The organism is Kribbella sp. WER1 (genome assembly GCF_054189145.1).
The window spans coordinates 8560299-8572404 of record NZ_CM135186.1 but is presented as its reverse complement, the minus strand read 5'-3'; the positions used below and the strand labels follow the sequence as shown (position 1 = coordinate 8572404).

The 12106-nt window shown below is 66.9% G+C and carries 12 protein-coding genes; 11 read left to right on the top strand and 1 reads right to left on the bottom strand.

Annotated elements, in window-relative coordinates; all coding sequences use genetic code 11:
• The first annotated feature begins 117 nt into the window (after nucleotides 1-117).
• The 11 genes from ACXJJ3_RS41650 to ACXJJ3_RS41600 all read left to right on the top strand — a co-directional run bounded on the left by ACXJJ3_RS41650 (nucleotide 118) and on the right by ACXJJ3_RS41600 (nucleotide 9477).
• A complete protein-coding gene (locus tag ACXJJ3_RS41650; RefSeq protein WP_458167607.1) occupies nucleotides 118-1512 on the top strand; it encodes an ABC transporter substrate-binding protein in 1395 nt (464 codons plus the stop codon).
• 14 nt (nucleotides 1513-1526) lie between these two features.
• A complete protein-coding gene (locus tag ACXJJ3_RS41645) occupies nucleotides 1527-2408 on the top strand; it encodes a carbohydrate ABC transporter permease (RefSeq protein WP_458167606.1) in 882 nt (293 codons plus the stop codon).
• Nucleotides 2405-3298, top strand: coding sequence for a carbohydrate ABC transporter permease (locus tag ACXJJ3_RS41640; protein ID WP_458167605.1), 894 nt, complete (start codon nucleotides 2405-2407; stop codon nucleotides 3296-3298). Before ACXJJ3_RS41645 ends, ACXJJ3_RS41640 begins: the two co-directional genes overlap by 4 nt.
• 10 nt (nucleotides 3299-3308) lie before the next feature.
• Entirely contained in the window at nucleotides 3309-3614 is a 306-nt protein-coding gene (locus tag ACXJJ3_RS41635) for an EthD family reductase (RefSeq protein ID WP_458167604.1), read from the top strand.
• The gene (locus ACXJJ3_RS41630) at nucleotides 3611-4696 is read left to right on the top strand and encodes a Gfo/Idh/MocA family protein (protein WP_458167603.1); all 1086 of its coding nucleotides are present in this window, start codon (nucleotides 3611-3613) and stop codon (nucleotides 4694-4696) included. Before ACXJJ3_RS41635 ends, ACXJJ3_RS41630 begins: the two co-directional genes overlap by 4 nt.
• Nucleotides 4696-5922 (top strand): Tm-1-like ATP-binding domain-containing protein, encoded by a 1227-nt coding sequence (locus tag ACXJJ3_RS41625; protein WP_458167602.1) that lies wholly within the window; start codon nucleotides 4696-4698, stop codon nucleotides 5920-5922. Before ACXJJ3_RS41630 ends, ACXJJ3_RS41625 begins: the two co-directional genes overlap by 1 nt.
• Nucleotides 5919-6773 carry a phosphoenolpyruvate hydrolase family protein gene (locus tag ACXJJ3_RS41620; protein ID WP_458167601.1) on the top strand — a complete coding sequence of 285 codons (855 nt, stop codon included), beginning with the start codon at nucleotides 5919-5921 and terminating at the stop codon, nucleotides 6771-6773. The genes ACXJJ3_RS41625 and ACXJJ3_RS41620 overlap by 4 nt, the downstream gene beginning before the upstream one ends.
• Nucleotides 6774-6910: 137 nt before the next feature.
• On the top strand, nucleotides 6911-7183 hold the full coding sequence (locus ACXJJ3_RS41615) for a twin-arginine translocation signal domain-containing protein (RefSeq protein WP_458167600.1): 273 nt from the start codon (nucleotides 6911-6913) through the stop codon (nucleotides 7181-7183).
• A 46-nt stretch (nucleotides 7184-7229) separates the two neighbouring features.
• Nucleotides 7230-8609 carry a DUF4331 domain-containing protein gene (locus ACXJJ3_RS41610; RefSeq protein ID WP_458167599.1) on the top strand — a complete coding sequence of 460 codons (1380 nt, stop codon included), beginning with the start codon at nucleotides 7230-7232 and terminating at the stop codon, nucleotides 8607-8609.
• Nucleotides 8606-9004, top strand: coding sequence for a hypothetical protein (locus ACXJJ3_RS41605; protein ID WP_458167598.1), 399 nt, complete (start codon nucleotides 8606-8608; stop codon nucleotides 9002-9004). Before ACXJJ3_RS41610 ends, ACXJJ3_RS41605 begins: the two co-directional genes overlap by 4 nt.
• Nucleotides 9005-9153: 149 nt before the next feature.
• The gene (locus tag ACXJJ3_RS41600) at nucleotides 9154-9477 is read left to right on the top strand and encodes a thioredoxin family protein (RefSeq protein ID WP_458167596.1); all 324 of its coding nucleotides are present in this window, start codon (nucleotides 9154-9156) and stop codon (nucleotides 9475-9477) included.
• 413 nt (nucleotides 9478-9890) lie between these two features.
• On the opposite strand, the gene ACXJJ3_RS41595 is transcribed toward ACXJJ3_RS41600, so the two are convergent.
• Entirely contained in the window at nucleotides 9891-12038 is a 2148-nt protein-coding gene (locus tag ACXJJ3_RS41595; protein ID WP_458167594.1) for an alkaline phosphatase family protein, read from the bottom strand.
• Nucleotides 12039-12106 lie beyond the last annotated feature (68 nt).

Genomic DNA, 12106 nt, shown 5'->3' with positions numbered 1-12106 from the left:
CAGATTCGACATCTTTCTGTTGACCATCGACATAAACAGTCCTACGCTCGCCGAAACACAGCCGGCCCGCCGCCCGGGGGACGACGGACGGACCGCGACCGAGCGAGGAGCAACCCCATGACCGAGCAGATCGGGAGCACCCGCCCGAGCAGGCGTCAGATCTTGCGTGCCGGTGGCGCGACCGCGCTCGCCGCCGGGCTGGGACCGGCCGCGCTGACCGCCTGCGGCGGCTCCGGGGATACCGGCAGCGACACCGGGCGACTGACCTTCATGTACTGGGGATCGGCCTTCGAGAAGAAGGCGATCGACGACATGCTGAAGAAGTACGCCGGCGAGCACAAAGGCGCCAAGGTCGACCCGATGTTCGTGCCGGTGGCGAACTACCCGACCAAGGTGTCCAGCCTGATCGCCGCGAACACGCCGCCGGACCTCGGGTATCTCGGCACGTCGCAGCTGTACGACCTGGCCCAGAAGGACCTGATCCTCAACCTGTACCCGTACCTGGACAAGTACCCGGCACTCAAGGACCGGCTGCCCAGCAGCTACTTCTGGTACGGCAAGGACAAGCTCGCCGCGAACCAGCTGGCGATGGGCGTGCAGATCCTCTACTACAACACCGACGCCTTCAAGGCGGCCGGAGTCGACCCGGCGCCGTTCACCGCCGAAACCGCGTGGAGCTGGGACGACTTCGTCCAGGCCGCCGACAAACTGACTGTCGACCAGAACGGCAAGCACCCGTCCGAGGACGGGTTCGACGGCGGGCGGGTCAAGCAGTTCGGAACCATCGCGCCGTTCGGCGGCGGTGGCCTGTACAGCCTGCTGCGCTCGAACGGCGCGGACATGGTCAACGCGGACGGCACCAAGTTCGCACTCGACTCGGCCGCGGCGCTCGACGTACTCAAGAAGCTGCAGGACCTGATCTACGTCCATCGGGTCGCGCCGACGCCGGCGCAGCTCGGCAAGAACGCGCCGACCACCGCCGTCCAGCTGCAGACCAAGCGCGTCGGGATGGTGATCGACGGCAACTGGCAGATGCTCGACCTGATGGAGGGCAAGGTGCCGTTCGGGGTCGCCGTCCTGCCGAAGTTCAAGGAGTCGTTGACGATGACCGGCGGCGCGGCCGGCGCGATCTTCGCGAAGACCAAGCATCCCGAGCAGGCGATCGAGCTGTACCTGTACTACAACGACCCTGAGCACGTGGACCTGTTCAAGGACGGGCTGTGGGCGCCGTTGCAGAAGAAGTACTACACGGAGCAGTCGGAAATCGACAAGTGGGTGCTGAAGGACAAGTACCCGCCGAACTTCCGGACCGCGGTGGTCGACACCACGGCCGAGCACGGCGTCACCGACTGGGGACAGCAGATCAAGAACGCCGAGCAGATCCACCAGGTGCTCGACCCTGCGATCGAGCAGATCAGCCTGAACAAGGGCGCACCGGTCGACATCGTCAAAGCGCTGAAGCCGAAGATGCAGGCGCTGTTGCAGGGCAAGTGGCCCACCCAGGAGCTGTGATGGCCTCGTCCCCGATGAGACAGGAAGCCCGTTGGGGCGTTCTGCTCGCACTGCCGGCGATCATCGGCTTCGTCGCCTTCACCTTCCTCCCGATGATCGCGTCCGCAGTGATCAGCCTGACCGACTGGACCATCGGCGCGGCTCCGAAGTTCGTCGGATTCGCCAACTACCAGCGGATGTTCACCGCCGACGACAGCTTCTACAAGTCGTTGTGGGCGACGCTCTACTACACGCTCGGCGCCGTACCGCTGCTGCTGATCGTGGCCTTCTTGGCGGCGCTGCTGCTGAACCAGCCGGTCCGCGGGCAGGCGATCTTCCGGGTGATCTACTACCTGCCCGCGATCGTCCCGATCGTGGCGAACTCGATGCTGTGGATCTGGCTGTTCAACCCGGACTTCGGGTTGTTGAACACACTGACCGGAAAGGCCGGGCTGCCCCGGTCGCAGTGGATCTTCGACGAGAGTACGGCGATCCCGTCGCTGATCCTGATGTCCGTGTGGGGTTTCGGGAACGTCGCTGTGATCTTCCTGGCGGGACTGCAGGGCGTGCCACGACAGCTCTACGAGGCGATCGCGGTGGACGGCGGCGGCGCCTGGCGGAAGTTCCGGCACATCACGCTGCCGATGATGACGCCGACGATCTTCTACAGCCTGGTGACCAGCGTGATCGGCGCGCTCCAGGTGTTCGTCCAGGCCGCCGTGATGACCGAGGGCGGGCCCAACGACTCGACGCTGTTCTACATCTACTACCTCTACCGGACTGCCTTCACCAACAACGAGATGGGCTACGCCAGTGCACTCGCCTGGGTACTGTTCCTGGTCATCATGGCTGTCACCGTGGTGCTGTTCCGGAACTCCAGCCGTTGGGTGTACTACGAGGCCGGGAGTGCACGATGACCGCCGTACTGGACAAGCCCTCCGTCGCAGCCGAGCCGGCTCCGAGATCGAGACCACTCGCACCGAGAGGTCTGGGCAAGAAGATCGTCGTGTACGTGCTGCTGATCGCCGGAGCTGTGCCGACGCTGCTGCCGCTGATCTGGCTCGTCCGCAGCGCGCTGATGGAATCCGGTCAGATCTTCGTCTCACCACCGGAGTGGATTCCGAAGCCGTTTGCCTGGGACAACTTCACCGGCGCCCTCACCCAGGTCCCGTTCGCGAGGTACTTCCTGAACACGCTGATCATCGAGGCGGGCGTGCTGATCGGGACGATGCTCTCCTGTTCACTGGCTGCCTTCTCGTTCGCGCGGCTGCGGTGGAAGCACAAGAACCTGGTGTTCGGCATCCTGATGTCCGGCGTGATGCTGCCGTACGCCGTGACGCTGATCCCGACGTTCCTGTTCTGGCAGCACCTCGGGCTGGTGAACACGTACGTACCGCTGATCCTGCCGCACTGGTTCGGCACCGGCGTGTTCAACATCTTCCTGCTCCGCCAGTTCTTCCTGTCGATCCCGTACGAGCTGGACGAGTCGGCCTACATCGACGGCGCGACGCCGCTCCAGGTCTACTGGCGGATCATCCTGCCGCTGTCGAAACCCGCGCTGGCCGTGGTCGGGGTATTCACGTTCCTCGGCGTCTGGAACGACTACCTCGGGCCCCTGATCTACCTGAACGACTCCGACAAGTACACGCTGGCAATGGGGCTGGCGTCGTTCCAGGGCACCTACACGGCACAGTGGGGATACCTGATGGCCGCAGCGGCCGTGGTGCTGCTGCCGATCGTGCTGTTGTTCGCCTTCGCGCAGAAGTACTTCGTCGAAGGTATCGCGCTGACCGGACTGAAAGGCTGACATGTACAAGGTGACGGTTCTCTACGGACCGCCGGACTCGGCCGCCGAGTTCGACCGGTACTACGACGAGACACATATCCCGATCGCACAGCAGATGACCGGGCTGCGGCGATGGACGGTGTGCCGCTTCGACCCCGCGCCGGACGGGACACCGCCGCAGTACCACTACCAGGCGGAGCTCTACACCGACAACCGCGCCGATCTGGAACTCGTCCTGAACTCGGAGGCCGGCGTCGCGGCCAATCAGGACCTGGACAACTTCGCCACCGGTGGTGCGGTCTTCCTGTTCGGCGAGGAACGAGAGGTGGCCGTATGAGCATCGACGTGATCGTGGTCGGGCTGGGGTTCGGGGCCGACTTCGCGCCGATCTACCAGGCACACCCCGACGTCGGCCGGGTCGCCGTGGTCGACGCGGACCCGGCCCGGACAGCGACCGTCGCGGACCGCCTCGGCATCACGGACCGGTTCGCCACGCTGGCGGACGCGCTCGCCGCCGACGGCTGGGACGCCGTACATCTGCTGACGCCGGTCCGGTTCCACGCCGAGCAGGTCCAGCAGGTACTGCGTTCCGGCCGGCACTGCGCCTCCGCGGTGCCGATGGCAACGACCCTCGACGACCTGGACGCACTGATCGCCGCACAGGACGCATCCGGCCGCAACTACATGATGATGGAAACCGCGGTCTACTCCCGCGAGTACTTCCACGCCAAACAACTCCTCGACGACGGCACACTCGGCCGCCTCAGCTACTTCAGAGGCGACCACCTGCAGAACCTCGACGGCTTCCCCGACTACTGGCGCGGCTACCCACCCATGCACTACGTCACCCACGCCCTCTCCCCCGCACTCGCCCTCGCCGACACCCGCGTGGAATCAGTGCGCTGCCTCGGATCGAGCCGCCTCACACCCGACCACATCGGAGTAGCCGGCAACGGCTTCGGAACCGAAGCCGCCCTCTTCAAACTCAACCACGACGCACTGGTCGCCAACGTAACCATGTCCTTCTTCCAACTCGGACGCAGCTACCTCGAAGGATTTTCCGTGTACGGCGACGCCGGCGCACTCGAATGGCCCCAACTCGAGGGCGGCCCGATGAAGGAGTTCCGGATGCCGCCGCTGACCGGGGAACGCCGGGGCCGCGAGGTGCACGTCGCCGACGTCGAACCCACCGGCGCACCCGACCTCCTGCCACCGCCCATCCAGCACTTCACCAACGGCGGACACGGCGGCTCCCACCCGCACCTGGTCCACGAATTCGTCTCCAGCATCATCGAGAACCGCCCACCCCGGATCGACGCCCGCACCGCCGCCACCTGGACCGCGCCCGGCATCTGCGCCCATCTGTCGGCGTTGAAGGACGGCGCCGAGATCGAGGTGCCCGACTACGGAGCCCGCTGATGCCGACCGTCGCGCTCGTCGGATCGCTGGACACGAAGGGGGCGGAGTACGCCTTTCTGGCCGAACAGGTCACGGCGCTGGGCTGCACTCCGCTCCTCCTCGACATCGGTGTGCTCGACGAGCCCACGATCCTGGCCGACGTCCCCCGCGAGCGCATCGCGCGGGCCGGCTTCGGGGACGGCCGATCGGATGCTCTGGACACGCTGCGAGACGAGCACGACCGGAACGCCGCGATGCGAGTGATGGCCCGCGGAGCAGGTGCGCTCCTCGCGGACCTCGTAGCGGCTCAGCAGGTGGATGCCGTGCTGGCGGTCGGCGGTTCGAACGCGGCGTACGTGATGGCCGAGGTCTGCGAACAGCTGCCCTTCGGCTTCCCGAAGGTGCTGGTGTCGACGATCGCAGCCGGTGACACCAGGCCGTACGTCCGGGAGACCGACCTGACGCTGATGTATCCCGTCGTCGATATCAACGGACTCAACCGCCTCAGCCGACCGGTCCTCGGCAACGCCGCCCGAGCCGTGGCCGGGATGGCACGAGGCCGCCAGACCGAGGGGCCCAGCAGCGTACCGACCGTCGGCGTCAGCATGTTCGGCGTCACCACAACTGCTGGATCCGCCGTCGTCGACGGGCTGTCGGCGTACGGCGTCGAGGCGTTGACGTTCCACTGCACCGGCGTCGGCGGCCGCACGATGGAGGCGCTGATCCGCAACGGCACCATCGAGGCTGTCGCCGATCTGACGACCACCGAACTGGCCGACGAACTGATCGGCGGGGTGTGCTCGGCCGGCGCGGGCCGGTTGACCGCGGCAGCGAGTACCGGCGTACCGCAGGTGGTGAGCGTGGGAGCAGTCGACATGGTCAACTTCTCCGACACCGTCCCGGCGAAGTTCGCCGCCCGGAAGCTGTACCCGCACAACCCGGCCGTGACGCTGATGCGGACGACACCCGCCGAATGCGCCGAGCTCGGCCGACGTATCGCGGCCCGGCTCAACCCGTCGAGCGCCCCGGTCGCCGTCCTGTTCCCGCACCGCGGACTGTCCCAACTGTCGGTACCAGGTGGACCATTCCACGATCCGGAGGCCGACCAGGCGCTGTACCGATCGCTGAGCGACGGGCTCCGGTCCGGCATCGACCTGTACGACTTCGACACCGACATCAACGACCCGGCCGTGTCCGGCACTGCCGTGGATCTGCTGGCCACCTGGCTGGAGAAGGAGACACCGTGAACACCAAGTCCCGCACCGAACTGCTCGCCGGCTTCCGCCGGAAGGTCGCCGAGGGTCAGCCGATCATCGGCGGCGGCGCCGGCACCGGGCTGTCCGCCAAGTGCGCGGAGGCGGCCGGCCTGGACTTCGTCGTGATCTACAACTCCGGCCGCTACCGGATGGCCGGCCGGTCCTCGATGGCCGGCCTGATGCCGTACGGCGACGCCAACGCGATCGTGATGGAGATGGGTACCGAAGTCCTGCCGGTCACCGACCACCTGCCAGTGATGGCCGGGGTCTGCGGCACCGACCCGTTCCGGGACATCCCACGGTTCCTCGACCAGGTGAAGGCGGCCGGATTCGCCGGAGTCCAGAACTACCCGACCGTCTGCCTGTTCGACGGGATGATCCGGGCCAACCTGGAGGAGACCGGCCTCGGCTTCTACCGCGAGGTCGAGATGGTCGCCGCCGCCCGCGCACGGGATCTGGTCACGCTCGCGTACGTACACAGCGAGGAGGAGGCGACGGCGATGACCGAGGCCGGCGCGGACATCCTCGTCCCGCATCTGGGCCTGACCACGTCGGGCATGATCGGCGCCCAGACCTCCCTCACCCTGGACGACTCCGTCGCCCTGGTCACCCGGCTGCGCGACGCCGTGTTCGCCGTCGACCCCGACGCACTGGTGATCTGCCACGGCGGCCCGATCGCCACCCCCGCGGACGCCGGTCACGTCCTCGAGAAGGTCGACGGGATCGTCGGCTTCCTCGGCGCCTCCAGCATGGAACGGCTGCCCACCGAGGTCGCCATGGTCGACCACATGCGCAGCTTCCGGGCCATCCGCCCGTCGTCGGCGACGGAAGTTCCGGAATGACCCATCCGCGGCGCCCGCTGCTCCGAACCCGACACATCGGACGGGTGTGACCTACGCCACAAATGCGACGCAATCGCACCTGTCTGCCGGCCGCCGGACGATCCGGCGGCCGAAGCAGAACCAGGGAAGGATGCGACATGACTGACGCCACACGCCGGGGATTCCTGGTGTTCGCGGGCGCGGGGACCGCTGCCGCGGTGGGTGCGGTTGCGGTACCGAAGATCGTCGAGGACCAGCAGGCCGGCGCGGCAGCACGCCTGGGTCCCGCCGACCTGGCCGACGCAGAGTCGTTCGTGGTGCACGTGAAAGACGTACGGAAGGGCGAGATGGCCATCATGGTCGGCGAGCGGGAGGTCCCCGTCACCGACCGTGAACTCGCGGCACGCCTGGCCGGCGTGACGACCGCCTGACGCCTGGTTCCATCTCTCGCTCGTCTTTCACACTGGAGGAATCCTCATGTCTTCGCACCGCGAAGCGCCGGAAATCTCGAAGGACCCGGTCGCCGACAACACCGACGTCTACGCGTTCGTGTCGCCCGACCAGCCGGACACCGTGACGATCATCGCCAACTTCATCCCGTTCCAGAACCCGTACGGCGGGCCGAACTTCTACGAGTTCGGCGACGACGTCCTGTACCAGATCCACATCTCCAACAGCGGCACCGGCCGGGCCGACATCAGCTACCAGTTCCGCTTCCACGCCGAGATCCGGAACAAGAAGACATTCCTGTACAACACCGGCCCGATCGCCTCGATCAAGGACCCGAACTGGAACCGGCCCCAGTTCTACTCGGTCACCCGCGTCGAGCACGGCAACGCCCGCATCCTGGCCCGCGACCTGGCGGCGCCGCCGGTCAACGTCGGCATCCGCAGTACGCCGAACTACGCGAAACTGGCCGCCGAAGGCATCCACACCATCGGCACTCACCGCCGGGTATTCGCCGGCCAGCGGGCCGACGGGTTCTTCGCCGACCTCGGCAGCATCTTCGACCTCGGCACACTGCGCCCGTTCCAGATGGCCCACCTGATCCCGTCCGCCGCCGCGATGGGTGTCAACGGGCTGCAGGGCTCGAACGTCCACACGATCGCGATCCAGGTCCCGATCAGCGACCTCACCCGCGGCGGCAAGGTGCCCAAGGACGTACTGGATCCCGGATCTGTGATCGGTGTCTACGCGAGCGCGAGCCGCCAGCAGTCGAAGATCCTCGACGACCTGCTCGGCCTCCCGGTCTGGCACGGGCCGTACAAGCAGGTCTCCCGGCTCGGGAACCCGTTGTTCAACGAGGTCATCGTGCCGATGGCCGAGAAGGACAAGTGGAACAGCCTGCCGCCGTACGACGACAAGCGGTTCGCCGAGTACGTGACGAAGCCCGAGCTCGCGGGTCTCCTTCCGGTCCTGTACCCCGGCGTGTTCCCGCACCTCGCGGCGTACCAGAAGCCCCGCGCGGACCTTGCGGCGATCCTGCTGACAGGTATTCCGAAGGGCGTCGTCCCCGGATTCCAGAACTACACCGGGCCGGTCCAGGCGGACATGCTGCGGCTGAACGTCGCCGTACCGCCGGCCAAGTCACCGAACCCGCTCGGCCTGGTGGCGGGCGACGCCGCCGGATTCCCCAACGGACGCCGGGTCCTCGACGACGTGGTCACCGTCGAACTGCGCGCCGTCGCCGGCCTGACGATTCCGTTGGTCGATCCCACCTTCACGCCGGACGGCGCCACGAGCGCGATCAAGGACGGTACGTCGAACACGAACTCGCCGTACCTGGACACCTTCCCATACCTCGGCACACCGGCCGGCGGGTACTCGTCCAAGCCCGGAACACCCGCGGTCTCATGACCAGGCCGCTCACGAACGCCGAGGAGAACCCGCACGCAGGCAAGGGCTCGTCGGTCCTCCTCGACATCGGCGACGGCATCGGCGCCATCGTCCTCACGATGCCCGCCGAACTGGAGGACGCCGAGATCGAACGCCACCCGGCCGGCGAGCACCACGAAGCCCCCGTCGCTGGTCATGGGCATGAACATGGGCATGGGCATGGGCGCGGGGCATACCCACACGTCGCGGTCGTCCCACGACCGTCCCCGGACGGACGGATCGTCCACTCGGCAGTCTTCCCCGACGTCCCCGAGGGCCGCTACAACCTGCACCTCATGCCGGACGGACCGGCCCGCCTCACGATCGACGTACACAGCGGCCAAATCACCGAGGCAACCTGGCCCGACCCACACTGAACCAACTCTCCGACATCGGGGCCGTCCTCAGGGACGGCTCCGATCGGACCGATCCGCAGGTGACGGCAACTTTCCCGGCCCATCCGTGCCGGGCGGTGGAACGAACGACGGGTGTCCCGTCAGCCGTCCCGCCGTGGAGTGATCTTGCCATGAAGAATGTCACCGACCGTGAGTTCGGCGCCGTCATCCTGGAGAGCGGCGGCCCTGTCGTCGTCGACTTCTGGGCCGACTGGTGCGACCACTGCGAGCAGGTCGCCGCTGCCCTCGAGGTCCTGGCAGCAGAAAACACCGGTCTGATCTTCGTGAGGCTGAACGTCGACGACAACCCGGCTGCGCCGGCGTTCTACGGCGTGGTCAACCTCCCAACCGTCAACGTCTACATCAACGGCGAACTCGCCAAATCCATCACAGGCCCGCTCCCCGAGCCCGCCCTGCGCAGAGAACTCCAGCCCTTCACCGACATCCCGGCCTGACCACTCCAGTACCGCGACCCGTCGTACCGACGAGGCCCGATCGATGCCATCACCAACGACCTCGATCGACGTGAGCGCCGTACGGTCAGCAGCTGTGGCGGCTAGTGCGTCGTGGTGCCAGTCCACTTCACGGCGATTCCGGCGTACTTGTCTCGCGCGGCATCCAGCCGCCTTCCGAGTGCGTGAACTCTTCCCGAGTCCAGCAGGATGAACACCCGGGGGCCGCTCGGCACTCTCGTCTTCCTGTGCCATGTGGTCCCCCCACTGTGATCATCCGCTGTCAGCTACATCGGATCATCGCGCCGCACGTTACGCGCAGCCGCGCCGAGCCGGGCGTCGCTGCGTTTCCAACAACACGATGTGCCCGCGATCCGGCAGGAAGGCGGGCACATCGCGTGTAGCTCAACGCAGGATCACTTCTGTGCTGCTCGACCGGCGTAGCGCTGCTTGAAGTCCGCCGACTCCTTCGCGGTGATGATCACGTCGTAGTAGCCGTCGTCGGTTGGCCAGGTGATGACGGTGTGCTTGCCGGCAGGGACCTGGACGGTCTTTGTCCCGCCGACGAAGTCGTTGGCAGTCAGCGTGTAGGTCACCGAGCGGCCGCCGGCGGCAGACAGGGTGAACTCGACCGTCGGGGTGACCCGCTTGTGGCCCTTGACCGGGCGGACGTCGACGCGCGGCTGGGCCGACGTCTTGTCGCCGGTCGGCACTACGGTGCCGGCGAAGGAGCGGATGAAGTGGTCGGGGCCGTAGAAGGTGAACGCGTACTTGCCGTCGGTCGCCTTGGTGTCCCAGGTGTACGACTTCGACCTCCGGTTGGCGGCCGTCAGCGGCAGCGCGTCCTGACCGATCCCGAGCGCCTCGGCACCAGCAAGCGCAGGCACGTACTTGTCGGCCAGCCCGACCAGGTTGACTGCCTTGCCGCTCGGGCCGCCCTCGACGGTGAACGTGGCGGTCACGGCCCCCGTCACGGGGTTCTCGACGAGGACGCCGTTCGCCTGGAACGACAGCGGGCTGCGCTTCGCCTTGCCCGTGATCGGCTGGGTCGGCATGACCTGCGCTCCGACGGCCGGCTGGGGTACGGGCGGCAGGCCGGCGTCGGTCACGACCGACTTGAGCAGGTCCGCCGGCTTCGGCAGTTTCGGGTACGACGCGTCGAAGCGGCCGAAGTCGATCGCCGAGAGCAGGTTGCCCGCGATACTGCGCCGCCAGTCGTTGATGTTCGTACAGATGGCCGGCCGGCCGAGGCTCTTGGTCCACTCCTCGATCAGCTGGATCGTCGAGGTGTGGTCGAAGACCTCGGAGTTGACGAAACCGCCGCGGGTCCACGGCGAGATCAGCACGAACGGCACGCGACCGCCCATGCCGGGCTTGATGCCGGGCGCGCGCTCGCCGACGGTGCCGGTCTCCGGGATCGGCGGTACGACGTGATCGAAGAAGCCGCCTTCGCCGATCCGGTTCGCGTGGTCGGGCTCGTCGTAGTTCAGGATGATCAGCGTCGACTCCCACAGCTCGGGGTTGTCGTGCACCGCCTGGATCACCCGGTCGGTGTAGACCGCGCCGTTGTTCGGGGCGTACGTCGGGTGCTCGGTCCACGCGGCCGGCGCGACGACCCAGGACACCTCGGGGATGTCGCCCGACGCGCAGTCGGCGATGAAGTCCCGCAGTACGTAGTCGATGTTGGAGGTGTCGTTCTTGATGCCGGCGGGCTGCGGGGTGTGGGCGTACACGACGTTGCCGCGGGCAAGTAGACCCTCGCGGGGCATGGTGTTCTCCGGCGTAGCGTTCTTCGGGTCGAACGCCGCGAACGACCGCACCGTGTTGTCGGTGTAGTCGCCGAGGAAGTTGTCGTCGGTGTCGTTGTTGACGTAGATCTGCCAGCTGACACCGGCATCCTGCAGCGTCTCCGGGTACGTCTTGAACTTGTAGGCGTAGCCGTAGTCGCCGTTGTTGTTGATGACCGGACCACCCTGCGTGCCGGCGGCGTCGTTCGTACCGGCCCACATCATGATGCGGTTCGGGCTGGTGCTGGTGTCGAGCGAGCAGAAGTAGTGGTCGCCGACCGTGTACGCCTTGGCGATCGCGTGGTGCCACGGTACGTCGGCTTCCATGAAGTACCGGTTGCGCGCGCTGGTGTTCTGCGCGTTGTACTTCAGGCTGTCGGCGTGGTACGGCAGCAGGTAGCCCTCGGCGCGGCTGTTCGGGTCGTAGTAGATCGTCTGGCCGTTCTGCCAGGTCAGCACCTGCTTGTCGCCGAAGCCGCGGGCGCCGGCCAGGTCGAGGGTGCCGAAGTAGTGGTCGAACGACCGGTTCTCCTGCATCACGATCACGACGTGCTTCAGGTCCTTGATCGTGCCGGTACGACGCGAGTACTGCGCCGTGGTCGAGCCGGTCATGCTGTCGGCCGAATCCGTCGTCGCGGCCGTCGCGGCCGAGTCTGGTGCGGCGTCGGCCGGGGCGGTCGACAGCCCTCCGGCGGCGGCAACGGCGCCCGCGGCACCCGCGGCCTGCATCAGCCGGCGCCGGCTGATCCGATTGCGCTCCGAATCGTTGTCAGACATGGGTTTGCTACCTAATCTCTCGTGGCGGAAGTCCCCTGAAGTCAACTGCCAAAGGTCCGGACCTCGCG

Excerpts from the sequence above, each read along its gene's own strand:
- ACXJJ3_RS41650 (WP_458167607.1), top strand. The coding sequence starts at position 118 with ATGACCGAGCAGATCGGGAGCACCCGCCCGAGCAGGCGTCAGATCTTG.
- ACXJJ3_RS41645 (WP_458167606.1), top strand. The coding sequence starts at position 1,527 with ATGAGACAGGAAGCCCGTTGGGGCGTTCTGCTCGCACTGCCGGCGATC.
- ACXJJ3_RS41640 (WP_458167605.1), top strand. The coding sequence starts at position 2,405 with ATGACCGCCGTACTGGACAAGCCCTCCGTCGCAGCCGAGCCGGCTCCG.
- ACXJJ3_RS41630 (WP_458167603.1), top strand. The coding sequence starts at position 3,611 with ATGAGCATCGACGTGATCGTGGTCGGGCTGGGGTTCGGGGCCGACTTC.
- ACXJJ3_RS41625 (WP_458167602.1), top strand. The coding sequence starts at position 4,696 with ATGCCGACCGTCGCGCTCGTCGGATCGCTGGACACGAAGGGGGCGGAG.
- ACXJJ3_RS41615 (WP_458167600.1), top strand. The coding sequence starts at position 6,911 with ATGACTGACGCCACACGCCGGGGATTCCTGGTGTTCGCGGGCGCGGGG.
- ACXJJ3_RS41610 (WP_458167599.1), top strand. The coding sequence starts at position 7,230 with ATGTCTTCGCACCGCGAAGCGCCGGAAATCTCGAAGGACCCGGTCGCC.
- ACXJJ3_RS41605 (WP_458167598.1), top strand. The coding sequence starts at position 8,606 with ATGACCAGGCCGCTCACGAACGCCGAGGAGAACCCGCACGCAGGCAAG.
- ACXJJ3_RS41600 (WP_458167596.1), top strand. The coding sequence starts at position 9,154 with ATGAAGAATGTCACCGACCGTGAGTTCGGCGCCGTCATCCTGGAGAGC.
- ACXJJ3_RS41595 (WP_458167594.1), bottom strand. The coding sequence starts at position 12,038 with ATGTCTGACAACGATTCGGAGCGCAATCGGATCAGCCGGCGCCGGCTG.